This is a genomic window from Allobosea robiniae, assembly GCF_900102525.1.
GTDB classification, from domain to species: Bacteria; Pseudomonadota; Alphaproteobacteria; order Rhizobiales; family Beijerinckiaceae; genus Allobosea; species Allobosea robiniae.
Genome location: NZ_FNBZ01000007.1, coordinates 202,773 through 224,945, shown reverse-complemented (window position 1 = coordinate 224,945; position 22,173 = coordinate 202,773). Strand labels below are relative to the sequence as shown.

Here is a 22,173-nt window from a genome sequence, read left to right as displayed (position 1 = left end):
TCGCTGTCGAAGGTAGTGATCAAGACATGGATGCTCGCCACAAGGGCGAGCATGACGGTGGCTGCTAGAACTGCACCCTGAGCCCCACCAGCGAGACATTCGCGGTGTAATCCGAGCCCGGTGCCGTCGAGTTCAGGCGCTCATGGGTGAAGCTCGCGCGCACGGCGAAGGTGCGCGTCAGCTTGTATTCGAGCCGCGCGCCGACATTGGTGTAGTCCTCGCGCAGGCCCTGGCCGTCATATTCGGTGCGGCTGAAATTGGTGAAGCCGGTGACGGTGAGGTTGCGGCGCAAGGCATGCGCCACTTCCAGCGTCGCGCGCCGCACGGTCGTGCCCGACGAGCCGGCGATCGTGGTGTCGCCGAGCTCGGCGCCGCCGCGCAGCGTCACCGTGGTCAATGGCGTCGGCGACCACAGCACTGCGGCGTCGCCGACGAAGCCGCGCAGGTTCTTCAGGCGCGTATCATCATATTTGCGGTCCTGATAGCCGCCCGAGATCTCGCCGGTGAGCTGCCGGCTGATCTCGAAGGTCGAGCCGACGCGCCCGGTCACGCCGTTCGAGGAGCGCCGATAGCCGCTCGAATCGCTCTTCTCGTCGAAGTCGCGCTGGTCGATCTCGGCCTGGACGAAGGGCTTGAAGCCGGGCGTGACCTCGTAGGCGGCGCGCAGGCGCAGGCCGTACTGGGTCATGTTCCGGTCCTTCTGCGACAGCATTGCACCGTTTGACAGGCGGGCATCCTCGTAGTCGCTGCGGTCGACCGAGCCGCGCAGCGTCAATTGCAGCCGGTTGATGTCATGCGTGACGCCGGCAGAGGCGCCATACTGGTAGATCTGCGGGCGGCCGGTCACGTTGGCGGTCAGGTCCGGCGAGCCCGGTCGCTGCGTGTCGAGCTTGAGCCGCGATTCCAGGAGGATGCGGGTGTCGCGGGTCGCATCGAGACGCAGGTCGAGATTGCCCTCGGCATCGGGACGGGAGGCGTCCTTGTTGCGGAAGAATTCGAGGTAGCCGCCGCGCAGCTGGCCCTTGAGCTCGTGGACGTTCCAGTCGGACTGGATCGCCAGTTCGCCTTCGTGGCGGCTATAGGCCGAGCCCTTGGTGCCCGGCGCCGATGTGCGCTGCGGATTGGTGTCGTAGCCGATCGAATTGGTGACCGAGGGACGCAAGGTGACCGAGCCGATCCGGATGCCGAGCGCGGCATAGGGGTCTTCCTCGCTCGCCGGGCGGCGCCGGGGCGGCGGGGGAGCGGGAGGTGGTGGCGGTGGCAGCACCGTGACAGCGGGCGGTGGCGCGCGGAACTGGCGCTGGGTGACGCCGCGCAGCGTCGGCGCCTGGATCGGTTGGCTGGCGCGCGGCGGCTGCTGCCCCGAAACCGCCGACCCCTGCCGCTGGACCAGCCCGGCGGGGTCGCGGACGGCTTCCGGCTCGGCGGTGGCGGGCGTCAGATCGGGCTGGGGAGCTGCCGGCTGCTGCGCGACGTAAGCCGGCGTGCCGGTCCTGAGGTTGCCGCGCGGCATCTGCTGCGCCTGCGCCGCCGTATGGGCGAGCGCAAGCCCGGCCAAAGCCGTTCCGGACAGAAGCAGGGTCGTCGCGCGGCCGGACACGGGCGTCGCAGGGCTCCAGAAGACGGGGCGCGCGGATCTCGCGCATGGTTAATGGAGTTAGAACGAACAGGGTTAAGGAGCCGTCAACACTGGTCGACTGCGTCGACAGGCGGTGGAAATGACTGATGGCGCCGTGCTACAGCGCGCGGCATGACAGCCGATATCCGCGATTCCGCCCTCCGCACCATCGCCACCGAGCGCGCCGGGCTCGATGCACTCCATGCCGCCCTGGCGGATGGGCTGGGCCAGCCTTTCACTGAGGCCGTGGCGATGATCCGGGGCTCGAGCGGGCGCGTGATCGTCTCCGGCATGGGCAAGTCCGGCCATGTCGGGCGCAAGCTCACGGCGACGCTGGCCTCGACCGGGACGCCCGCGCATTTCGTCCACCCGGCTGAGGCGAGCCATGGCGATCTCGGCATGGTCCAGCCCGAGGATGTGGTGATCGCATTGTCCTGGTCGGGCGAGGCCGTGGAGCTTGCAGCACTCGTCGGTTACACGCGCCGCTTCCGCGTCGGGCTGATCGCCATCACCGCCAATGCCGAGAGCACGCTGGGCAAGGAAGCCGATATCGCGCTCGTCCTGCCGAAGGCGACGGAGGCCTGTCCGAACGGGCTCGCGCCGACGACCTCGACGACGATGCAGATGGCGCTCGGCGATGCACTCGCCGTGGCGCTGCTGGAGGCGCGCGGCTTCTCGCGGCAGGATTTCTTCGTCTACCACCCCGGCGGCAAGCTTGGTGCACAGCTCAAGACCGTCGAGAGCATCATGCATCGTGGTGCCGATTTGCCGCTGATCGGTTTGGACACGCTGCTACCCGACGTCATTGCGATGATCTCGGACAAGGGTTTCGGCTGTGCCGTGGTGATGGACCTGAACGGCAAGCTCGCCGGTGTCGTCACCGACGGCGATCTGCGTCGCAAGGCAGCGATGGGCGGTGGGGTCTCGCTCAGGGCGCGCGATATCATGACGGTGAATCCGCGCCGCGTCGGTCTCGACACCCTCGCGGTCGAGGCGCTGGAACTGGTCAACCGCAGCCGGATCACGGCGCTGATCGTGGTCGATGCCGAAGACCGCCCGGCCGGGCTCGTCCATGTCCATGACCTGCTGGCGATGGGCGTGGCCTGATCGGACTTGCAAGCTGGAAGCAGAGCGCTATCTAAAGCTGTAGAGACTACAGCTTCTTGAGGTGCTGCGATGACTGCTGCCGGCAAACTCGAGCGCGTGATGCCGATCGGTGCGCTCGCTGACCGCACCGGGGTCAAGGTCGAGACCATCCGCTATTACGAGCAGGTCGGTCTGCTGCCGCCGCCTGAGCGTTCCGAGGGCAACCAGCGCCGCTATGGCCGGCGCCATGCCGAGCGGCTCGCCTTCATCAAGCATGCGCGCGATCTCGGCTTCGCGGTCGAGAACATCCGCACCCTTCTGAAGCTCTCGGATACGCCGGGCATGGCTTGCGACGAGGCGCATGCGATTTCGGTCGCCCATCTCGACGAGGTCCGCGACAAGATCGCGAAATTGCGCTCGCTGGAGAAGGAGCTGGAGCGGATCGCGACGACCTGCTCGGGCGGCGTCGCGGCCTGCGATTGCGCGATCATCGAGGCCTTGGCCGATCATGGGCAGTGCGACCACGCTCATCATTGAGGCGCGCGGGCAAATCGGAAATCTGCCTTGCCTCTCGTCTCCGGGCTGAAAAGGCTTAAATAGGATTCCTGCCGGGCGGCTTTTGCGCTGCTCTGCCACGCCATTCCGGGAGGGCGCGATGACGATATGGCCCATGCCGCCAGGGCACGGATTCCGAAAAGGGAACAAAACCCGATTCTGCCGGAGTCAGCGATTCGGCCCCGCTTCGTTCCAGACTCGTTCTTGTAAGGCCTGCTCTTAAGACCTGCATCGACCCCGTCCACGCTCCCGCCCGTATGGGCGGGCGATTTGATCGGCTCCTTCGCCTTGCTTCCTTTCCGTTCGCTGCCGCCCGCCGCCCGCGCCAATAGCGTCACGGCCGTGCTGGGTCCGACCAATACCGGCAAGACCCATCTCGCCATCGAGCGCATGGTCGCCCATCCCACCGGCATGATCGGGCTGCCGCTCCGCTTGCTCGCGCGCGAGGTCTATCAGCGCGTCGTCGACAAGGTCGGCCCCGAGGCCGTCGCGCTCGTCACCGGCGAGGAGAAGATCAAGCCGGAGCGGCCGCGCTTCTGGGTCTGCACGGTCGAGGCGATGCCGCGTGACCTTGCCGTCGATTTCGTGGCGATCGACGAGATCCAGCTCGCCTCCGATCTCGACCGCGGCCATGTCTTCACCGACAGGCTGCTCAACCGGCGAGGCCGGGCCGAGACCATGCTGATCGGCGCTGCGACGATGCGCCCGCTGATCGAGCAGCTCATGCCCGGCGTGAACGTCGTCACGCGCCCGCGCCTGTCGAACCTGACCTTCGCCGGTGATCGCAAGATCACGCGCCTGCCGCCGCGCTCGGCCATCGTCGCCTTCTCGGTCGAGGAGGTCTATGCCATCGCAGAACTGATCCGCCGGCAGAAGGGCGGGGCGGCCGTGGTGCTTGGCGCTCTCTCACCGCGGACCCGCAACGCCCAGGTCGAGATCTACCAGTCCGGCGATGTCGATTATCTCGTCGCGACCGATGCGATCGGCATGGGGCTCAATCTCGACGTCAACCACATCGCCTTCGCCGCCGACAAGAAGTTCGACGGGCACCACTATCGCAAGCTCAATCCGGCCGAGTTCGGCCAGATCGCCGGGCGCGCCGGGCGGCATCTGCGCGACGGCACCTTCGGCACCAGCGGGCGCTGCCCGCCTTTCGATGCGGAACTGGTCGACGCGATCGAGAATCACCGCTTTGAGCCGATCCGCCAGATGCAGTGGCGCAATTCCGATCTCGACCTGCGCTCGATCGGCGGCCTGCTTGAGACGCTCAACCTCCAGCCCTCCGAGCAGGGGCTGACGCGCGCACTGATCGCAGAGGACATGTCGACGCTGGAAATCCTGGCGAAGGACCCGGATATTGTACGCTTGGCGCAGGGCCGCGCCGGCGTCGAGCGGCTCTGGGAGGTCTGCGGCCTGCCGGATTACCGCAAGATTTCGCCGATGCAGCATGCCGATCTCGCCACGACGCTGTATCTCAGGCTGATGCGCCATGGCCGGCTCGATGCCGACTGGTATGCGGCGCAACTGGCTGCGCTCGACCGGACCGATGGCGAGATCGATACGCTCTCGGCGCGGATCGCGCAGGTCCGGACCTGGACCTTCGTCGCCAATCGTCCCGACTGGTTACCTGATCCAGAGCATTGGCAGGGCATGGCGCGTCTTGTAGAGGACAAGCTGTCGGATGCTCTGCACGAGCGTCTGGCCCACCGATTTGTCGATCGGCGCACCAGTGTCCTGATGCGCCGCTTGCGGGAGAATGCGATGTTGGAGGCTGAGGTCACCGCGACGGGCGACGTGCTCGTCGAGGGCCAGCATGTGGGGATGCTGCAGGGCTTCCGCTTTACGGCGGATCCGAAGGCCGGGGGGCCGGAGGTCAAGGCCCTGAACCTGGCGGCGATGAAGGCGCTCGGCTCCGAGATCGAGGCGCGGGCGGCGCGCGTCGTGCTGGCGGGCGACGATGCCTTCCTGCTCTCGCATGACGGGCTGGTGCGCTGGACCGGCGAGCCGGTCGCGCGCCTGACGGCCGGCGAGAAGGTGCTCGAGCCACGACTGCGCCTGCTGGTGGAAGAGCATCTCACCGGCCCCGCACGTGAGCAGGTCGAAGGCCGGCTCAATCTCTGGCTGAAGAATCACGTCACCCGCCTGCTCGGCGCGGTCCAGATTCTGGAAGCGGCCGAGAACGTCACCGGCATTGCGCGAGGCATCGCCTATCAGGCGGCCGAGGCGCTGGGCGTGCTCGAACGCGCCAAGGTCGGTGACGAGATGAAGGCGCTCGACCAGGAGGGCCGCGCGGCGCTACGCCAGCTCGGCATCCGTTTCGGTGCTTTCCACATCTATATGCCGGCGCTGCTGAAGCCCGCGCCGCGTGCGCTCGCCGCCCAGCTCTGGGCGCTGAAGCATGGCGGGCCGGAGACGGCCGGGCTCGACGACATCGCGCATCTGGCGGCGTCCGGCCGTACCTCCTTCCCGGTCGACAAGGCCGTGCCGAAGGGGCTCTACCGCGCTGCCGGTTATCGCGTCTGCGGCGAGCGGGCGGTGCGCGTCGATATCCTGGAGCGCCTCGCCGACCTCATCCGTCCGGCGATCGCCTATCGCCCCGGCGTTACGCAAGGGGTGCCGCCCACCGGCGCCGCCGATCAGGACGGCTTTGTCGCCACGGGCGCGATGACTTCGCTCGTTGGCTGCGCCGGCGAGGATTTCGCCTCGATCCTGCGTTCGCTCGGCTATGTCTCGGTGAAGCGTCCGGGTCCTGCGATCACCGTGCCGCTGGCGCCGCCCCCGGCTGCGACCGAGCCGGCCCAGCCTGTCGTGGCCCCGGCGGCGGAAGCTGGTACTGAGGGCGCCGCCACGGAGGGTGAAGTCGCAGCCGCGCAGACTGAGGCTGAGCCCGCTGCCGGGGCCGAAGGCCCGAGCGAGCCGGCGGCTGCGCTGAACGAGGATGCTCTGGCGGAAGGCGAGGCTGTTGTCGCCGAAGCGCCCGCGGTCGAGACGGCGGATACGCCGATCCTGACCGAAGCCGAGCTGGACACGGTGCGCGAGCCGGTGCCGGCCGATGCGCTGGTTGCTCTGCCGGCTGCTGCTGCCGAGGAGGCTGCGCCTGCCGAAGCTTCTGCCACGGAAGCTCCTGCTGCCGACGCCGCTCCTGCCGAGCCCGAACTGATCGAGGTCTGGCGGCCGCATCGTCACCAGGGTGGGCGCCGGCCCGAGCAGGGCAATCCGCGTGGCCGCCGCGATGGCGAGCCGCGTCGCGAAGGGGGCGAGCGCCGTGGTGGCGACCGGCCGCAGCGCGACGGGCGCCCGGGTGGTCCGCGTCGTGACGGACGGCCTGACAACCGACCCGCGGCAGCCGCCGGTGGCGAGGGCGCGCCGGCACAGCGTCAGGAACGCCAGGGCGAGCGTCCGCGCCGCGACGACCAGCCGCAGCGGCAGGGCCGGCCTGAAGGCCATCGTGGTCCGCGTCCCGATTTCAAGCGCGACGGCCGCCCCGGCGGTCCGCGGCGCGAGGAGCGGGGCGGTGGTGCCGAGCGTTTCCAGCAGGCGCCGCGTCCGCGCCCGGCCAATCGCGAGCCGGATCCGGATTCGCCCTTCGCCAAGCTCGCGGCCCTCAAGGCCCAGCTCGAAGGCGGCAAGAACTGAGGCAGGCTTCGGTGGAAACACGCCGTCATTTCGGACGAGCCGCGATGGCGGCGACAATCCGGAATCCATCGAAGGGCTCGGCGCTCTCCAATGGATTCCGGGTCAGGCCCGGGATGACGAGGTGGCTCCGCGTGAAGTCGCCGTCCTCGGATCACTGATCAGGGAGGCGCGGGCGGCTTGCAGGACGATCGTCAGCGCCTCGACAAATGGCTCTGGTTTGCGCGCTTCGCCCGCAACCGCCCGGCAGCCGTGCGTCTGGTGGAGGACGGGCATGTCCGGATCGAAGGACGGCGCTGCGATAATCCGGCGCAGGGCATCAAGGTCGGAGCGGTGCTGACGCTCGCCCTGCCGCATGCGACCGTAGTGGTCAGGGTCCTCGGCTTTGCCGAGCGGCGCGGCTCCTTCGTGGTCGCCCAGGAACTCTATGAGCGGCTCGACGGCGGCAGCGGCGATGCGCCGCTTGCGGAGGCCGGAGGCGAGGATTAAATCCGCGCCCTGTCGGGCGGCAGGCGCCGAAAGCGGGCCGGAGGGTGAAATCTTCTCCGCGGCACGTCCCGGATGACAAATCGTTCTGCCTAAGATCATTAAAACGACCTTGAAACCTGCGCCGGGCAAGGGTTTATGGGGCTGTTTAGAAGCGTTGGAAGGGCCGGCCCATGACCTATGTGGTCACCGAGAACTGCATCAAGTGCAAGTACATGGATTGCGTCGAGGTCTGCCCGGTCGACTGCTTCTATGAGGGCGAGAACATGCTCGTCATCCACCCCGACGAATGCATCGATTGCGGCGTCTGCGAGCCGGAATGCCCGGCCGAGGCGATCAAGCCGGACACCGAGCCGGGCCTCGAAAGCTGGCTGCAGATCAACGGAAAATTCGCGGCGAGCTGGCCGAACATCACCCAGAAGAAGGACCCGCCGGCCGACGCCAAGGAATTCGACGGCGTCGCCGGGAAGCTCGAGATGCTCTCGCCGGAACCGGGCGAAGGCGACTGATCCGGGCGGGCGTTTGCCGGCCGCGCTGCATTAACCACGACCTCGCCATGCTGCCGCAGAGGAACGCCGTCCGGCGTTTACCTTTGATTCGGCGTGTTTTTTGTGTTACAAGCTAGCCTTAGTCGAAGTCGTTCCGCATGCCCCTGCGAGGTTCCTGCAATCGGGGCGCCCCCAGAGATCACAGACGATGAAAGAGCCGGCTTTGCCGCCGGGGCTTCGATCGTCGTTCTCGGCAGGGCACAATGAAACAATCGACTAGGGAGCGTGAAGCGGTGCGTTCTTCAAGCGTCGCGTCAGGCGGAAGCCTCCTGCCAACCGGCCGGAGGCTAAATCATCACGCGCTCGCGTCGAGCGGGCCGGTCAGGAGTCGTAACGGCATGTCTACTGCGAAGAAAGCTGTTGTGCGCCATGGTTTCAAGACGGGCGAGTATGTCGTCTATCCGTCCCATGGTGTCGGTCAGATCACGGCGATCGAGGAGCAGGAAGTCGCAGGTTTCAAACTTGAGCTGTTCGTGGTGGGCTTCGCCAAGGACAAGATGACGCTGCGCGTCCCGACCGGCAAGGCCGCCAGCGTCGGCCTGCGCAAGCTCGCCGATGCCGACTGCGTCACCAAGGCGCTGACGACGCTCACCGGCCGCGCCCGCGTCAAGCGCACCATGTGGTCGCGCCGCGCGCAGGAATACGAAGCGAAGATCAATTCGGGCGATCTCGTCGCCATCGCCGAAGTAGTGCGCGACCTCTACCGGTCCGAGGCCCAGCCCGAGCAGTCCTATTCCGAGCGCCAGCTCTATGAAGCCGCCCTCGACCGCATGACTCGCGAGATCGCGGTGGTCGACGACATTACCGAGACCGAGGCGCTCAAGAAGATCGAGGGGCAGCTCGCCAAGTCGCCGCGCCGCCTCAGCAAGGCCGAGGCGGAAGCCGAGGCCGAGATGGAGGGCGACAACGACGATCTGGCGGAAGAGGCTGCCTGAGCGGTTCGTTCCCTATCGTTTCGAAAAACCCGGCGGGCGACCGCCGGGTTTTTGTTGGGTCGAACCGGGCGTGACCTAGGCCGTCCCCGTTCCCGCCTTCAGGAAAGCGACCGTCTTCGCCCAGGCCTGTCCGGCCGTCGCTGCGTTGTAGCGTTCGGCGCTGGTGTCGTTCATGAAGGCGTGGTCGACATCGGGATAGACGATGGCCTCGTACTGGATGCCGGCAGCCTTCAGCGCTTTCTCATAGTCCGGCAGCATCTGGACGAGGCGGGTGTCGCGCGAGGCCTGCTGGATCAGGAGGCGCGCCTTGATCTGCGGGACCTTGGCGAGATCCGGCGGGCGCCCGTAGAAAACGACGCCGGCCGCGAGCTCGGGGGCGGAGACCGCGAGATCGTTGACCGAACCGCCGCCCCAGCAGAAGCCGACAGCGCCGGTCTTGGCCGTAGCATCCGGCCGCGAGGCCAGGTATTTCAGTGCGGCGCGGCCCTGGGCGACGACCGTTTCGACCGAAAGCTGCGGGAAGAGCGCGCGCGCGGCGTCCGGGTCGTTGGGCGTGCCGCCGAGCGGGGTGAGGAAATCGAGCCCGAGCGTGGTGAAGCCCTCCAGCGCCATGCGGCGGGTGATGTCCTCGATATGGGGATTGAGGCCGCGGTTCTCGTGGATGACGAGGACGCCGCCGCGTTTGGCCTCGGCCTTGGGCGTGACGAGATAGCCCTTCAGCGCCACGCCATCGACGGTCTGGTCGAAGCGGCTCGCGGTGATGCGGGCATCGTCCGGCGCCACCTGCTGGGCCTGGGCGTAGTTGGGCTCCAGCAGGGCGAGCGCTGCTTCCGCCGCCGCCGCGGTGCCGGCGATGGCGAGGAGCCGGTTCATGAAGATGCGGCGGTCGAGCGGCTTGTGCGTGTACTCGTCGTAGAGTTCGACGATCCGGCGATCGAGCGCCATCCTTGCCTCCCTTGAACCATGGCCTTGCGCCGATCATAGCGGCGAACGCGCGCGATGCGGGAGGAGCTCGCGTAGACTCGCGGCCTTGTGAAGGCGCGCGCTACTCGGCGACGACCTTGTAGCGCTGGCCGGGCGTCAGCGACGCATTGCGATCGAGTCCGTTGAGCAGCTGGAAGAGCTCGCCCGGCCGGTCCTGCTCGGGCATGCGCTCCGCCATGGCTGCGATGGTGTCGCCGGCCTCGGCCGCGACCAGGCGGATCTGCATCGGGCGGACGGCCTGAGCCTCAGCGGGCGTCATCACCCGGAAGCTCTCGACGATGCCCCGCATCTGCCGTTCCGGATCGCTACCGCCGCGTGCCGCCAGGATGAAGCGATAGACCCGGTCGCCGATCTGCACGGCGGCGAGCCTGAAGATCCAGTCGGTGCCCTTGCCGTGGGCGAGGATGGCCGATTGCCCGCCGATCTCGGTCTTCTCGATGCCGGTCGTTTCGACGCCCTCGATCCAGCCGGCGGCGACATAGGATTCCAGCGTCTGGCCGCTCTTCAGCGTGACGGAATCGAAGCGCAGGGCCTGCGCGCCGTTGGCGCTGACGCCGATGACCATGTCCTGGGCCGCCTCTAGGCTGAAACCATCCGGCGCGCTGAAGGCGATGCGCAGCGCACTGTTGAGATAGCGCCGGCCGCGGACCACGCCGTCGCGCGGGTCGTCGCCATAGGCCAGGCCCTCGATGGCGTTCAGCCAGCGATTGGCATCGCGCTCGCCGATGCCGGGCGCGGCGATCTGGCGGGCGGCGGCGGTGACGGCGGCGACGCGCTCGGGTGTCTGCGGGTGGCTGGAGAGGATGTCGAGCCGCTTGTCGTCGGCGCTCTGGTTCTGGCCGCTGCTGCGGAAGGCGGTGTTGCGGCCGAGCGTGGCGAGGAAGCGCCCGGCGCCATAGGGGTCGTAGCCGGCGCGGGCGATGTTGCGGACGCTGATCTGGTCGGCGGTGAGTTCCTGCTGTCGCGAGAACTTCGCCAGCGAGAGCTTCGAGCCGGCGCGCACGGCTGCGTCGCGCCCCGGGTCCTTCAGGACCTGCGAGACGACCTGGCTGACCAGCGCCGATTCCGCTTCCTTCTCGGCGCGCTCGACGGCGTGCTGCGCCGTGACATGCGCGATCTCATGCGCCAGCACGGAGGCGATCTCGGAGGTGTCGTTGGCGAGCGCCAGCAGGCCCCGCGTGACGTAGAGCCGGCCATTGGGCAGCGCGAAGGCGTTGACCACCGGGGAATTCAGGATGGTGATCTCGTAATGGCCGATCTGGCCCTCGCCGGCCTTTGCCAGACGCTGGACGACCTCGTCGAGGGCGGCGCGGGCACGCGGCGCGCGGTATTCGCCGCCGAAGGCCGCGAGCAGGCGCTGGTGCTCCTGGTCGGAGGCGCGCTGGACCGTACTGATGCGCGGCGCGATCTCGCCTTCGGAGGTGGAGCTCGCCGGCAGGAGAGAACTCTGGTCGCCGAGGCAGCCGACGAGCAGCAGGCCCGGCAGCACGATGGCTGCCAGCCGCTTCGAATGTCGCGAAAGCGATGCGGGCCAGAGCTCCAGCATGTCCTCAGTCGATCAGTTCCAGTGCCGAACGGGATGCGACCTCGAGCAGGAGGCCGTCGCGCCCGGCAAGGACACCATAGGCACGCAGCCGTTTACCGCCGAGATGGCTCGCGGTCCAGCCGGCGCGCTTCAGTTCGCGCCAGAGACTGCGCGACAGGACGATCGAGGCAGCCTGCTTCGGGCGGCGGGAGAAGTTCAGATAGGTCCGCTGGGAACGCTCGCCGACCGAGGCGATCCGGCCTTCCAGCATGACGTAACGTCCCTCCTGCGCCTTGACCGCGGCGAGATCATGGCCATCGACCGCCGTCAGCGACGCAGGTTGCGGCCCAGATGTTACCGTTGCCTGAACGGAAGCCTTTTGCGGTGTCTCGCAGGGGGACGAACCGGGTTCGTGCAGAGGGAGGGCGGCACCTTGCCGCAGCAGCTGCTGTGCGAGGTCCAGCGTCGGTTCGCCGGGTGACGTCGGCGGGATCGTCAGCCGCGCAGGAAACCGCCCCCAGCGATCGGGTTCGCCGAGGACGGTCAGGCCGAGCGGGCGACCGAGGAAGCCGCGCAGGCCTGCATCGAAACGCGATGCTTCCTCTGGACTCTGGCGCGGCGCGAGGCCGACGAGCCGCAATCTTCGGCCATCGACCAGCAGCAGGTCCCCGGCGGGATCCAGACCGGACAATTGCACGGTCACGGCGGCTTCGGCGGGCGCGCAGCCGGAAGCAGCCCGCGCCGGCGGGGTGGCGAGGGTCGCGAATATGACGATGACAAGAAGGGACTTCACCCGCATCGCGATTATGCTACACGGAGTTTCGTGCGTCCCGGTAGCTCAGCAGGATAGAGCAACGGTTTCCTAAACCGTAGGTCAGGGGTTCGAATCCCTTCCGGGACGCCAGCATAAACCATTGATATTGTTTGCGCCGTCCCTGAGAGAGGACGCCCCCGGCCAGAGCCGAGGGCGCGACTTGGACAAGATTTGGACAGGATCGCTTCAGCGCGTCTCGCGCTCGGCCTGCTTCCAGTGCTTCTCTGAAACGTCAAGGGCGTAACCCTTTCGCCGCGAAACGTCGCGGCATCCGACCCACAGACGGGCGAAAGCGCGCTGGTTACGCCGGGCGCGGTCCTCCTCTTCGTCGAATTGAAGTTGGGCCTGCATCAGCCTCATGACGACACCGCCGCCTCTGCCTCGGCCGGGTTGCCCCACAAGTCTTTGGCCAGCCCCAGGCCTTCAACGATGTCCCTGACCTCGTCGTCGGCCGCCTCGACAGACATGCGGATTTCGCCCGTCGCCTCGACGGTGGCTTCGTGGAATTTCGAGACGACCTGGACCAGCGCGGCCTCCAGGGCGGCGATGCGGGGGTCGGGGATGCCGTGAAGCTCTTCGCCGGGCGGCAGCGGGTAGATCTTCCCCGGCTCCAGCACCATCCGCTGAATCTCCCGCTCGCCGGCGGCGTCCAGTTCGTAGACGGCGCCCGGGAGGGTGATGCTGGTCAACTGGGACAAGGCGAACTGAGTGTTCGCGGCGTCGACCAAGGCCTTAGCGGTGTCGGGCTCGACGTCGCCGGCGACCAGTGAGCCGTTGGCGTCGACGACATCGTGCTCGTCCGAGAGCAGTTCGGTCGGCGCCAGCGCGCGCCAGGGAAAGGGATGCGACACCATAGTGGTGGTATCGGTCTTCTCTGCGGTGCTCATCTCTGCTGCCTCCTCAAGCAGGTTGGGCAGCGCGGGATGGCGAGCCCGCTCCTTATGATAGCGATTCGGAAATTTCCTGCTGGCGCGCCATGCGGCGCAGAGAGCTATCCGCACGCGCGAGGGTTGTGTGATAGCCAATAGAACCGCCGCCACAGAGGACCGACATGCCTTCCAAGCTTCCTACGATCGCCCTCAGCGCATTCCTTGCGGTCCTTGGCTGGGGGCCAGCGTCCGCGATGGAATTCTCGGAGCACTTCAACGGCGCAGCGCGGATAGATTCCGAAAGCACCTGGATCTACGCCGATGGCGAGATCACGGCAGAAACGCCAGCCCAATTCGAGGCCTTCATCAAGACAGTCGCAATTTGGAAACGGCAGCGGATCGTCCTGAACTCGGGTGGAGGCAGCGTCATCGGCGGCATCAGGCTGGGTGAGATCATCAGGAAGAATGGATTTCGGACCGCCGTGTCGAAGACGGTGAAGATCGGTGAGTTTTCCGAGCCAGCTCCAGGCATATGCGCTAGCGCTTGCGTCTTCGCATTGGCCGGCGGCGTGGAGCGGGACGCCAGCGAAGGTAGCCGGGTCGGCGTGCACCAGATGGGCATCGATTTCGCTCGGCTTTATGGCGACAAGCCGGTTTCGGTCGAGGATCTGACGAATAGCTTCTCGACTCCTCAACAGGCCTTGAGCCTTGTCCTGACGCACTTCATGGCCATGGGCATTGATCCGTCGATTATCGAAATGATGGTCGAGAGGGGTGCCAACGACATGAAGTGGCTGACGATCGACGAGATCCGTCGAGCTAACATCGCCTTCGCTCCCAACGCACTCGATAAGTGGCAGATTGAGGGATACGGCAAAGGCATCGTCGCATTTGCCAGGTCAAAGGACGCTCGCAAGCAGGTCACGATCTTCTGCCGGGCCAAGAACATGCGTTTCACGGTGACGGCGAAAGGTTCGCCCTACAGCAGCGATTTCATCAAGGACACCGAGAATTTTGAAGAGATCCACGTCGCGGGTAAGGACATTTCCCGCAAGGACATCAAGCTGGAGGTGAAGGGCGACGTACTAACAATCTCCGGCCCCTGGGTAGGGAATCTGGCCGCCGCTGATGCGCGCGTTACGATGGCTCCGTTCGGGGTCGTCGGGACCATCCGCGACGTCTACAGCCTGTACGGCTTCAACAACCAAAGCTTCGAGCAGAACGTTCGCCTGGCAGGGCAAAACTGCATCGCATGACGTACGATCGGGAAAACGTTCTTCCTGCCTTGGAAGGCATGAAGACCAAAGCCGATAAGATCCGCGCCTTGGCGAAGGCGGGATACCTCCGCACGGAGATCGCGAAGCTTCTCGGCATTCGATATCAACACGCCCGCCACGTCCTTGAGCGGTCTGGCATCAGCCTGGGGCGAACCCGCGACGTCGTGCTCGATCGCGAGCCGGTCGAGGTGGAGGTCGAGACCGCCACCGGCGATGAGGAAATCCAGCCCATCGGGTCGGACTACCTTCTCTCATCGGGGGGATTCCGTCGGAACGGGCAATGGCTGCTCGCCGGCGACGATGGGTTTGAGCTCTCAGAGCCGGCACCGAAGGAGCCAGGCGTCTACGCCTTCGTCGTGGACGATGTGGTTTGTTATGTCGGCGTGACGCTGACGACGCTGCATACGCGGATGGGTCACTACCGGCGCGGCAATGAGAACATGCGGACCTTGCAGCGAGTGAAGGGACTGATCCTCGACGCCCTGCGAGGCGGCAGCGTCGTCGAGCTGCTCGTCGCCATACCCAAGCCAGCCGAATGGCATTCTATGCCGGTCAATATGGCAGCTGGTCTGGAGGCCGGGTTGATCAGTCACATCCTACCGGCGTGGAACATCCGGGGTGCTAGACGCTAGCCGCCCAGGAGGCGCTGCGGATGACTGCATGATGCTCGTACTCGACTCGAACATGCCCTAACGCTATTCCCGATCGATCGCGGCTGGGTCGACACCAATGAACATTCTACTCGCATTCGCGCCCTTCCTGGCCTTCGCGCTGGTGGATCGTGCGCTCGGCTCTCTTGACGGCCTCCTGGCCGGAGCGGCGGTGTCCATCGCGATGCTGGTCCGCGACATGATGCAAGGCCGGTCGCCGAAGATCCTGGAGATCGGGACCGTGCTCCTGTTCGCCGGCCTGGCAGGGTGGTTCCTGGCATTCCAACCGGCTTGGTCGATCATCGACGTGCGACTGCGGGTCGACCTGGGCCTGCTGCTGATCGTGATCGTCTCGATGCTGATCGGGAAGCCGTTCACCCTCCAGTACGCCCGCGAGAGCGTGGCTCCTGAGCTCTGGTCGGGCCCTACGTTCGTCAAGACGAGCTATGTCATCTCGGCGGCGTGGGCGGCGGCATTCGTCGTGCTTGTCGCCGTCGACCTGCTGTGGATCTACCGGCCCGACGTGCCGCCCCGCCTCGGCGTCTGGGCAACCATCGCCGCGCTGTTCGCAGCCGTGAAGTTCACGGCGTGGTATCCGAAGCAGGTGCACGGAAAGGCCCGCTAAAAGTCCGCGCAGAAGATTCATGGCGCCGCCGGCTGACGAACCCGGTCCTCCTCTCCGGCGTCGCCTTCCTCCAGGCCTCGATCGCCTGCAGCCATCGCGCACACTTGTCGCGGCATTCCCGCCCGCCGGCGGCGCGATCCCGGCACTCATGCTCGCAGGCAGCGGAATCGAGCCAAGCCTTGGTGTCGTCGTCCGGGGTCATCACCATGCTCCCGGCGGCAACAGCGGCGACCCACAGAAACCGGGCTTCCTATCGGGGGTGTAGAAGTATTCCCATTCGACATCGGTGCCGACAGCCCCAGTCCGGAAGAGGGCGAGGCTGGACATGGTGACGTCGAACTCACGGGCGAGCGACTCCACGCGGCCGATTCCGACGTGACCATCGGGGAACCGCCTGCCTGTGCTCTGGTAGCCGCAGGCGATCAGGTCGTCGGGATCGAAAGACCACGCGCCATCGGCGGAGATGATGGGGCGGGGATTCATGCCATCGCGTCCGGTCGGTATCCCAGCCCCTCGAACATCGCTGCCAGTCGCTGCTTCGCGAGCCGTCCCTTGTCGGCCGGCGGCCGCGCCTCGCGGTCGGCGATCTCCTTGCCGAACTCTGCGAGAACCTCGGCGTAAGGGACGAGATCGCGGCGGCGATCACGGTCGACCTCGTCGGAAACCGGGTTGCCATTTAAGGCGGCATGAAAGTCCTTGCCGATCGCGGTTAGCGAGATGGACCCGAGAACGAAACCGATCTCAGACCCGACCGTCTTCACTAACCCGAGCCGCTCGGCCTCATGCAGGCCCTTCCAGTCGACCTCGTCGAGGAAGAGGGCATCGAGCTTCTCATCGGCATCGCGGAACCGCATGACACCCTTGACGGCCAAGTCGTAAGGGCCAGCGGAGTGGGGGGATTTCCAGTGCTTCTTCATCGCCGCCTCCTGAGCGCGAGGCCGCGTGTGGCGACGGCCACGTCTCATGATAGCGATTCGTTATTCCCGTGCGATGATCGCGCTCCGAAGAGATCGAGACCGATTATGAATGAGCGCCTGAACTCCATGTGGGCTGAGATCAACAAGCGCTTCTTCAATGATGAACTGAAGCCTCTCGCCTTGATCGACTGGGATGAGATCGGCGGTGACGAGGGCCTTAATGCTCACGGATTCTATGAGAAGAGAGGCCGCGGCATCTACATCGACGATGAGTTCGAGTTCGATGAGGACCGTGTGATTGCGGGCGACGTTAAAGAGCACGCCAAGGTGGAAGCCTCTTATCTCATCCTGCTGCATGAGATGATCCACCAGGCGCTCCACGAACGTGGAGATCCGAATTTCGGACAACATCAACAGCCGTTCTTGGATGAGGCCGTGCGCATCGCTGCGATCATGAAGGTCGAGCCACCAACTCTCGACGCAGTAAATCAATGGCCGCGCTTGGAGGCGCTGCTTTTCATCATCCGCGGCTTGGGAGAGTGATGCTCAGGCGGACGTGCTGGTCCCTTGCTTGGTCTGCCTTCAAGAATGTCGTCAGGAGGACGACATGACCAAGACCTGGTTCACGGCCGACACGCATTTCGGCCACGCGCGCATCATCGAAATCTGCAAGCGCCCCTTCTCGTCGGTAGATGAGATGGATCGCTGCATGATTGCGAACTGGAACGCTACGGTCGCGAAAAGCGATCAGGTCTACTTCCTGGGCGACTTCGCCTACCGCGCCGATCCGCGATCGACGAGGCGGGTTTTCAGCCAGCTGCACGGTCAGAAGTTCTTGATCGAAGGCAACCATGACAATGCTCACACGAAGGCGTTGCCCTGGTCGGACGTCTCGCAGATCCGCGAGACCAGCGTCGACGGCCAGCGCATCGTGATGTGCCATTACGCGCTGCGGTCCTGGGCCGGCCTGCACCACGGCGCGGTGCACCTCTACGGCCATTCGCATGGCAGCCTGCCAGGCACGTATCACTCGGAAGACGTCGGCGTTGACGTCTACGGATTCACGCCGGTGTCATGGCCGACCATCAAGACCCGGCTGGACGCCCGCCCGAGGCCCGAGCAGCCGGCCGATATCGAAGAGGTCGTCGTGCCGGGCGGGTTGACGGTCTGATAAGCGCGGACGCTTATTCTGCCCGAATGGGCAAGCTTCGCGACATAGAGTTCCGCTCGGCGGCGACGCAGGCGTACGGGAAGAATTGGCAATGGCGTCTCGCCGTTGCGCGGAACTATAATCTTAGAACGGTGCAGACCTGGGCCGCTAAGCCGACGGAGAACGTTCCCGAAGAGGCCTATGCGCATGTGCGCAGCGCCCGCGATCTGATCGAGGACTATAAGGTTGCCGACAGTATCAAGGCACTGACTGACGAACTCCAGGCACTTGGGCTCAACCCCCATGTCGTAGCGGCCCAGCTCCACGCTGCGGCAGACAAGCTCTCCGATCCCGGCGCGGTACCGAAGGGGGCCCCGCAGCCGAAGGCTAAGAACCCTCCGGTACGCGACAAGGCCGAGTAACCGTTCCATTCCTTTCGTATCGACTACGAAATTCGTAGCTGATACGAAAACCCTCCAAGCGATGGAGGGTGGCGATGAGCACGAACGGCGAATATGACGAGACCGATCGCGAAATCGCGATGTTGGTACCCGACGTCATCGCCGCCGAGCAGCGCAAGCAAGCTCATATGGCCGGGACCGACAGCCCGACTACGACTGAGCTTCTCGCCGGCTGGCACCCCCGCGAATTGAACTGGGAAACCGACGCCGCGATGTGGGCCGTTGGGATGTTGCATGATGCAAGCCCGCCGGGCCTGCCTGCGCTTCCACCTGCGGTCGAGCGCGCTCTGCGTGCCATGGCCAACAAGCCATCGTTCACGCCCGTTCTTGCGCTTCGGAAGGCCGCGATGCGGCGGCGCCCGGAATGGAATCCCGCGTATCTATTGCGGCTCGCCGAGTGCGAGGTACGGGCTGATATCTATCTCTGCAACCTCGGCGACGAAGCTGCGCAGAGGCGGGTGGCCGTGCACGCGCTCGCTCGGCTCGCGCATGTTCCGCAATCTCACCTGCGCGCGGGGCTGCTGGAGACGGCGATGACCTCGGTTGGCATGCCGGAGCGCCATGTCATCGGTGTCGTGCGGCGGGTAGCGCTGATGCTCGACCTCCGCCGCCGCGCTGGTGACACCGCGACATCGATGCGGGAATGGCTCGACCAGTACCAGAACGCCCGCCCCAAGAGCGATGCGGCCGTGATCGAGCACTTCATGGACGAAGACGAAATCCCCGAGCCGGAAGATGGGCCGGTGATCTTGGCGACGCCGAAGAAGCCCGAGATCGTCGTCTTGCCTACCATGGTGAAGAAGCCGCGTTCCGACAGCCCGGCATATGCCTTCTACGATATCGCAGGCAAGGCGCTGCCGCTGATCCGCTTCGAAGGTGACCTCGGCGCGGTCGCTCGGGATCTCTGCGCGCGGTGGCCGTGGGCGGCGTCGGCGATCGAGACGATCCTGATGGACCTCGTCGGCACAGACTGGATTCGGCTGCGCCCGACGCTGCTGCTCGGGCCGCCCGGCACCGGCAAGTCGTCTTTGGCTATGGCGCTGGCCCGTGCCATCGGGCTAGAGCCGACGCTATACAGCGCGTCCGCCGTAGCGGACGGGTCGTTTGCAGGAACGAACGCTCAATGGGCGACAGCTCGCGGGTCGACCAGCCTGCAAGCCGTCCTGCGGGCGATGGCGGCGAACCCCGTCGTCGTGGTCGACGAGATCGAGAAGTCCGGGACGAGCCGCCACAACGGCAATCTCCAGGACGCGCTCGTCCCGATGCTCGAACCGGCGACGTCCCGTGCGATCCTGGACACAGGCATCGAGCTGCCCGTCGACATCTCGCAAGTCAGCTATCTAGCCACCGCGAACGGCCTCAACGGGGTAATCTCGCCGCTCCTCGACCGCCTGCGCGTGCTGACGGTCCCGGCGCCCGGAGCCGAGCATCTGCCCGTCGTCGCACGGCAGATCGTCGCTGACCTGCGCCGCGAGCGGAACACCGACGATCGCTGGATGCCGGACCTGGATGGCGAGGAACTCGACCTCGTTGCGGAGCACTGGTCCGGCGGCTCGATGCGCGCCGTCCGCCGCATGATCGAAACCATCGTCGCCGGCCGGCAGGCCTTCGCGGCCCGTCATTGAGGAGGCCACGATGACCGAATTCGAGCGCATCGCGGACGAAATCGACGCCGCCATGTGGAACGGGCTGATCTGCCCGCACCAGGCCACGGCTTCATACCGCCGCGTGCGGGGGATCGCCCGCCTCGTCGAATCCCGAGGCCTCACGCGCAACGTCGGCCTCGTCATGGCGATCGCAGAGGCCGAGCGGGCCGCCAGTGGGCCGCCCCTCGGCGACCCCGGCCTCCCGCCGATCCCCTTCGCCCTCACGATTCAGGACGAAAGTCCGCTGCTGCTGGAGAGCCGTCATGCGTAGCCCCGTGGAAGCCAGCCTCGCCAACCAGGTCGCCCTCGTCCGCGCTCGCCGCCTCGCCGCCGGTATCCCGGTCGACGAGGCGTGGTCCGTGCGCTTGCGCCGCCGCTGGCCGTTCCGCTTGATGGCGCCGGTTGAATGCGGGCCAGGGTGGACGGACCTGATCGAAGCCTTGTGCGAACTTCTCGACGTCGAAGCCGACGGCGACTTCCGCTTCACCCAGGTGAAGGAGAAGTTCGGTCAGCTGCGCTGCTACTGGACCGGCGACGACCACTCCGGACGGATCGATCAGCTGGTCGAGGCAGCCGAGGAAATCAGCGCGAGCATGTGCGAGGTCTGCGGGGCTCATGCGGCAATGCGCGAGACCCGGCCCGGCGGCTACATCTACGCCGCCTGCGACGAGCACGCGCGGCCGGGCTCCGACGTGATCCGCGTGAAGACCGAGAAGATCCGCAACGTTGGCTTCCGCATCCGCGCTCATCGGTTCGAGAAGGAGGGCGGCGATGAGTGATCTCCCCTTCGATGAAAAGCTGCGCTCCGCCTACCGCGACCTCGATCTCCTGCGCAGCGGCTGGCGGCCCGACGCGACGATCGAGGCCGTCCCGCTGGACGGCTGGTATCCGGTCTCGCACCGCGCGTTGGATCTCCCTGCGTTGGCGGGTTGGGCCGACCATCCACGTCTCGGGAAATCGCTGATCACGACGTCGCCGGTGCTCTGGATCGACCAAGGCCGCACGATCGCGCGGTGCCTGTCGCGCTGGTATCGGCTTGGCGAGGCCCGAAGCCACGTGCACCATGTACCACTCGCCGGCTGGGACGACATCGAGCACCTGCGCGATCGCCTGGAGCGCATGCGATGAGCTTCGTCGTCATCACGTCGGTCGATGCCTACGATCTCATCGTCGAGTCCGGCGAGATGCCTGACCTGCTCGCCCTCGGTATCGAGATCGTGCTGGTCCGGCCGCTCTATGATGAGCTCGTGCGCGATCCGGCGACGGCTCATTTCATCGCGGCGCACAGCCCGCCGTTCGTCCTGAACGATCCTAAACCGTCCCGACGCGTCAATACGGCCGTCGCCGGCTTCCGCGGTGAGGACGCCCGTAGTCGGGTGGAGACGGGTGGGACCATGTTCGTGATCATGGCGGGCGCGGGCGAGTGGATCGGGAACCCAAAGTCTGCCGTCTTCGTAATCGCCGGCGAAGGCATGGTCGACGGGATCGAGGCGCATCTCGGGCTGACATGAGCCCCAGTAGGGAACGAAATGTGCGCACATGGGGCGCACAAGCAAGGATCAAGAGGAAATCGACATGCCGAGATCGCAAAGGCCGTCCCACCACGCATAGCGGGCTTGACCTTACTCCGAAGCCGGCCTGCGCTTCGGCCTCCGCACCGGCTTCTTGATGCTTGAAACAGGCTTGTCCAGCACGGCCTTGAAGCCGGTCTTCTTGAGCGGCCTCCTCCGCACGGGCGGGGTCTCCGGCTCGGCCTCTTCCTCCTCTGCCTCCGCTTCATCAGCTTTCGCGATCAACTCCTTCACGTCCTTGCAACCGATCTCGATCGCCCGTTGCAGGAATGACGTGTAGGTCTCCTTCCTGAATACAGGCGTGTCGGTCGCCATGTGGTCGATGATCACCTGGTGGGGATTGGGAATGTAGATCATCCCGCTCTCCTGCCCGCCACTCGCCTGCATTCTTATGAAGCCCAGAGCGACCAGCTTCTTGAGGCGTCCGCGCAGCGTCCTGATGCCGCGTTCGCCGTTAAAGCCGGCCGCATAGGCAATGTCCCGAATCTTCCCGAGCTTCACGAACCCGTCGTTCGACCACGTGAACGACCACAGAGCCTGATATGTTGGGCTCAAGGGCGTGTTCTTGGCAGTCTCGTCCATAAGGCGAGCAATGTACGGCATCGTCTTCGGCACTGTGACGAAGCCACCCGCCTCTTTATGCTTCCAGAGCTTTTCGTCGGCGTCCTTCCAGATGCCATCCCGTAGAACCGTATCAGCCTTCGATATCGCCTTGACCGCTCGAACCGTCGCCATTGTGCGCCCCTAAAAGAAAGGAAGCGGGCCAGAGTTTGGACCCCTGACCCTGGGCGTTTGAGTGAGCCCAGCCGGTGGAAGAGCTGAT

The 22,173-nt window shown here is 65.9% G+C and carries 25 protein-coding genes and 1 tRNA gene; 18 read left to right on the top strand and 8 right to left on the bottom strand.

What is annotated here, in order from left to right; translation table 11 throughout:
* Window positions 1-64: 64 nt before the first annotated feature.
* Window positions 65-1,600, bottom strand: a complete 1,536-nt coding sequence (locus tag BLQ70_RS19935; protein ID WP_091860349.1) for an outer membrane beta-barrel protein — start codon at window positions 1,598-1,600, stop codon at window positions 65-67.
* A gap of 150 nt (window positions 1,601-1,750) precedes the next feature.
* Here BLQ70_RS19935 and BLQ70_RS19930 point away from each other — a divergent pair, with 150 nt between their 5' ends.
* The 6 genes from BLQ70_RS19930 to BLQ70_RS19905 all read left to right on the top strand — a co-directional run bounded on the left by BLQ70_RS19930 (window position 1,751) and on the right by BLQ70_RS19905 (window position 8,861).
* Complete coding sequence (locus BLQ70_RS19930; RefSeq protein WP_091860346.1) at window positions 1,751-2,725, top strand: KpsF/GutQ family sugar-phosphate isomerase; 975 nt, start codon at window positions 1,751-1,753, stop codon at window positions 2,723-2,725.
* Window positions 2,726-2,821: 96 nt separating this feature from the next.
* Window positions 2,822-3,241, top strand: a complete 420-nt coding sequence (locus BLQ70_RS19925) for a MerR family transcriptional regulator (RefSeq protein ID WP_091860771.1) — start codon at window positions 2,822-2,824, stop codon at window positions 3,239-3,241.
* Window positions 3,242-3,547: 306 nt separating this feature from the next.
* Window positions 3,548-6,895 carry a helicase-related protein gene (locus tag BLQ70_RS19920; protein WP_091860768.1) on the top strand — a complete coding sequence of 1,116 codons (3,348 nt, stop codon included), beginning with the start codon at window positions 3,548-3,550 and terminating at the stop codon, window positions 6,893-6,895.
* 177 nt (window positions 6,896-7,072) lie between these two features.
* Complete coding sequence (locus BLQ70_RS19915) at window positions 7,073-7,381, top strand: RNA-binding S4 domain-containing protein (RefSeq protein ID WP_091860343.1); 309 nt, start codon at window positions 7,073-7,075, stop codon at window positions 7,379-7,381.
* Between the two features lie 170 nt (window positions 7,382-7,551).
* Window positions 7,552-7,887 carry a ferredoxin FdxA gene (gene fdxA, locus BLQ70_RS19910; protein ID WP_061971311.1) on the top strand — a complete coding sequence of 112 codons (336 nt, stop codon included), beginning with the start codon at window positions 7,552-7,554 and terminating at the stop codon, window positions 7,885-7,887.
* A gap of 377 nt (window positions 7,888-8,264) precedes the next feature.
* Window positions 8,265-8,861: a CarD family transcriptional regulator gene (locus tag BLQ70_RS19905; RefSeq protein ID WP_061971313.1), complete on the top strand. Its 597-nt coding sequence runs from the start codon at window positions 8,265-8,267 to the stop codon at window positions 8,859-8,861.
* Between the two features lie 75 nt (window positions 8,862-8,936).
* Here BLQ70_RS19905 and BLQ70_RS19900 read toward each other — a convergent pair whose 3' ends face one another.
* The 3 genes from BLQ70_RS19900 to BLQ70_RS19890 form a co-directional block, all read right to left on the bottom strand.
* A complete protein-coding gene (locus BLQ70_RS19900) occupies window positions 8,937-9,806 on the bottom strand; it encodes a dienelactone hydrolase family protein (protein WP_091860340.1) in 870 nt (289 codons plus the stop codon).
* Between the two features lie 100 nt (window positions 9,807-9,906).
* Window positions 9,907-11,391 (bottom strand): M48 family metalloprotease, encoded by a 1,485-nt coding sequence (locus tag BLQ70_RS19895; RefSeq protein ID WP_091860338.1) that lies wholly within the window; start codon window positions 11,389-11,391, stop codon window positions 9,907-9,909.
* Window positions 11,392-11,395: 4 nt separating this feature from the next.
* Window positions 11,396-12,073: a hypothetical protein gene (locus BLQ70_RS19890; protein ID WP_139163596.1), complete on the bottom strand. Its 678-nt coding sequence runs from the start codon at window positions 12,071-12,073 to the stop codon at window positions 11,396-11,398.
* Window positions 12,074-12,197: 124 nt separating this feature from the next.
* On the opposite strand from BLQ70_RS19890, the gene BLQ70_RS19885 reads away from it, so the two are divergent.
* A tRNA-Arg gene (locus tag BLQ70_RS19885) sits at window positions 12,198-12,274 on the top strand.
* A gap of 266 nt (window positions 12,275-12,540) precedes the next feature.
* Here BLQ70_RS19885 and BLQ70_RS19880 read toward each other — a convergent pair.
* Entirely contained in the window at window positions 12,541-13,071 is a 531-nt protein-coding gene (locus BLQ70_RS19880) for a hypothetical protein (protein ID WP_091860332.1), read from the bottom strand.
* Between the two features lie 164 nt (window positions 13,072-13,235).
* On the opposite strand from BLQ70_RS19880, the gene BLQ70_RS19875 reads away from it, so the two are divergent.
* The 3 genes from BLQ70_RS19875 (at window position 13,236) to BLQ70_RS19865 (ending at window position 15,605) form a co-directional block, all read left to right on the top strand.
* Window positions 13,236-14,309: a hypothetical protein gene (locus BLQ70_RS19875; RefSeq protein WP_091860329.1), complete on the top strand. Its 1,074-nt coding sequence runs from the start codon at window positions 13,236-13,238 to the stop codon at window positions 14,307-14,309.
* Between the two features lie 38 nt (window positions 14,310-14,347).
* On the top strand, window positions 14,348-14,962 hold the full coding sequence (locus tag BLQ70_RS19870) for a GIY-YIG nuclease family protein (RefSeq protein ID WP_139163595.1): 615 nt from the start codon (window positions 14,348-14,350) through the stop codon (window positions 14,960-14,962).
* A gap of 97 nt (window positions 14,963-15,059) precedes the next feature.
* The gene (locus BLQ70_RS19865; RefSeq protein WP_091860324.1) at window positions 15,060-15,605 is read left to right on the top strand and encodes a hypothetical protein; all 546 of its coding nucleotides are present in this window, start codon (window positions 15,060-15,062) and stop codon (window positions 15,603-15,605) included.
* Between the two features lie 201 nt (window positions 15,606-15,806).
* Here the strand turns inward: BLQ70_RS19865 and BLQ70_RS19860 are convergent, their stop codons facing one another.
* A complete protein-coding gene (locus BLQ70_RS19860) occupies window positions 15,807-16,088 on the bottom strand; it encodes a hypothetical protein (RefSeq protein ID WP_091860321.1) in 282 nt (93 codons plus the stop codon).
* Window positions 16,085-16,522: a hypothetical protein gene (locus BLQ70_RS19855; RefSeq protein ID WP_139163594.1), complete on the bottom strand. Its 438-nt coding sequence runs from the start codon at window positions 16,520-16,522 to the stop codon at window positions 16,085-16,087. Before BLQ70_RS19855 ends, BLQ70_RS19860 begins: the two co-directional genes overlap by 4 nt.
* 105 nt (window positions 16,523-16,627) lie before the next feature.
* Between BLQ70_RS19855 and BLQ70_RS19850 the strand changes: the two genes are divergently transcribed.
* The 8 genes from BLQ70_RS19850 (at window position 16,628) to BLQ70_RS19815 (ending at window position 21,290) form a co-directional block, all read left to right on the top strand.
* Window positions 16,628-17,065 (top strand): hypothetical protein, encoded by a 438-nt coding sequence (locus BLQ70_RS19850; RefSeq protein ID WP_091860315.1) that lies wholly within the window; start codon window positions 16,628-16,630, stop codon window positions 17,063-17,065.
* Window positions 17,066-17,129: 64 nt separating this feature from the next.
* The gene (locus BLQ70_RS19845; protein ID WP_091860312.1) at window positions 17,130-17,693 is read left to right on the top strand and encodes a metallophosphoesterase family protein; all 564 of its coding nucleotides are present in this window, start codon (window positions 17,130-17,132) and stop codon (window positions 17,691-17,693) included.
* A gap of 26 nt (window positions 17,694-17,719) precedes the next feature.
* Entirely contained in the window at window positions 17,720-18,094 is a 375-nt protein-coding gene (locus BLQ70_RS19840) for a hypothetical protein (protein ID WP_091860309.1), read from the top strand.
* A gap of 74 nt (window positions 18,095-18,168) precedes the next feature.
* Entirely contained in the window at window positions 18,169-19,758 is a 1,590-nt protein-coding gene (locus BLQ70_RS19835; RefSeq protein ID WP_091860307.1) for an AAA family ATPase, read from the top strand.
* Between the two features lie 10 nt (window positions 19,759-19,768).
* Window positions 19,769-20,050, top strand: a complete 282-nt coding sequence (locus BLQ70_RS19830; RefSeq protein ID WP_091860304.1) for a hypothetical protein — start codon at window positions 19,769-19,771, stop codon at window positions 20,048-20,050.
* Window positions 20,043-20,558 carry a hypothetical protein gene (locus tag BLQ70_RS19825; RefSeq protein WP_139163593.1) on the top strand — a complete coding sequence of 172 codons (516 nt, stop codon included), beginning with the start codon at window positions 20,043-20,045 and terminating at the stop codon, window positions 20,556-20,558. The genes BLQ70_RS19830 and BLQ70_RS19825 overlap by 8 nt, the downstream gene beginning before the upstream one ends.
* Window positions 20,551-20,907 (top strand): hypothetical protein, encoded by a 357-nt coding sequence (locus BLQ70_RS19820; RefSeq protein ID WP_210184326.1) that lies wholly within the window; start codon window positions 20,551-20,553, stop codon window positions 20,905-20,907. The genes BLQ70_RS19825 and BLQ70_RS19820 overlap by 8 nt, the downstream gene beginning before the upstream one ends.
* Window positions 20,904-21,290 (top strand): hypothetical protein, encoded by a 387-nt coding sequence (locus tag BLQ70_RS19815; protein WP_091860296.1) that lies wholly within the window; start codon window positions 20,904-20,906, stop codon window positions 21,288-21,290. Before BLQ70_RS19820 ends, BLQ70_RS19815 begins: the two co-directional genes overlap by 4 nt.
* Window positions 21,291-21,401: 111 nt before the next feature.
* Here BLQ70_RS19815 and BLQ70_RS19810 read toward each other — a convergent pair whose 3' ends face one another.
* Window positions 21,402-22,085, bottom strand: a complete 684-nt coding sequence (locus BLQ70_RS19810; RefSeq protein WP_091860293.1) for a hypothetical protein — start codon at window positions 22,083-22,085, stop codon at window positions 21,402-21,404.
* Window positions 22,086-22,173: the final 88 nt, after the last annotated feature.

Coding starts and splice junctions, on each gene's coding strand:
- BLQ70_RS19865 (WP_091860324.1), top strand. CDS start 15,060: ATGAACATTCTACTCGCATTCGCGCCCTTCCTGGCCTTCGCGCTGGTG.
- BLQ70_RS19900 (WP_091860340.1), bottom strand. CDS start 9,806: ATGGCGCTCGATCGCCGGATCGTCGAACTCTACGACGAGTACACGCAC.
- BLQ70_RS19830 (WP_091860304.1), top strand. CDS start 19,769: ATGACCGAATTCGAGCGCATCGCGGACGAAATCGACGCCGCCATGTGG.
- BLQ70_RS19930 (WP_091860346.1), top strand. CDS start 1,751: ATGACAGCCGATATCCGCGATTCCGCCCTCCGCACCATCGCCACCGAG.
- BLQ70_RS19905 (WP_061971313.1), top strand. CDS start 8,265: ATGTCTACTGCGAAGAAAGCTGTTGTGCGCCATGGTTTCAAGACGGGC.
- BLQ70_RS19870 (WP_139163595.1), top strand. CDS start 14,348: ATGAAGACCAAAGCCGATAAGATCCGCGCCTTGGCGAAGGCGGGATAC.
- BLQ70_RS19860 (WP_091860321.1), bottom strand. CDS start 16,088: ATGAATCCCCGCCCCATCATCTCCGCCGATGGCGCGTGGTCTTTCGAT.
- BLQ70_RS19880 (WP_091860332.1), bottom strand. CDS start 13,071: ATGAGCACCGCAGAGAAGACCGATACCACCACTATGGTGTCGCATCCC.
- fdxA (WP_061971311.1), top strand. CDS start 7,552: ATGACCTATGTGGTCACCGAGAACTGCATCAAGTGCAAGTACATGGAT.
- BLQ70_RS19850 (WP_091860315.1), top strand. CDS start 16,628: ATGAATGAGCGCCTGAACTCCATGTGGGCTGAGATCAACAAGCGCTTC.
- BLQ70_RS19895 (WP_091860338.1), bottom strand. CDS start 11,391: ATGCTGGAGCTCTGGCCCGCATCGCTTTCGCGACATTCGAAGCGGCTG.
- BLQ70_RS19810 (WP_091860293.1), bottom strand. CDS start 22,085: ATGGCGACGGTTCGAGCGGTCAAGGCGATATCGAAGGCTGATACGGTT.
- BLQ70_RS19855 (WP_139163594.1), bottom strand. CDS start 16,522: ATGAAGAAGCACTGGAAATCCCCCCACTCCGCTGGCCCTTACGACTTG.
- BLQ70_RS19840 (WP_091860309.1), top strand. CDS start 17,720: ATGGGCAAGCTTCGCGACATAGAGTTCCGCTCGGCGGCGACGCAGGCG.
- BLQ70_RS19825 (WP_139163593.1), top strand. CDS start 20,043: ATGCGTAGCCCCGTGGAAGCCAGCCTCGCCAACCAGGTCGCCCTCGTC.
- BLQ70_RS19835 (WP_091860307.1), top strand. CDS start 18,169: ATGAGCACGAACGGCGAATATGACGAGACCGATCGCGAAATCGCGATG.
- BLQ70_RS19875 (WP_091860329.1), top strand. CDS start 13,236: ATGCCTTCCAAGCTTCCTACGATCGCCCTCAGCGCATTCCTTGCGGTC.
- BLQ70_RS19845 (WP_091860312.1), top strand. CDS start 17,130: ATGACCAAGACCTGGTTCACGGCCGACACGCATTTCGGCCACGCGCGC.
- BLQ70_RS19815 (WP_091860296.1), top strand. CDS start 20,904: ATGAGCTTCGTCGTCATCACGTCGGTCGATGCCTACGATCTCATCGTC.
- BLQ70_RS19820 (WP_210184326.1), top strand. CDS start 20,551: ATGAGTGATCTCCCCTTCGATGAAAAGCTGCGCTCCGCCTACCGCGAC.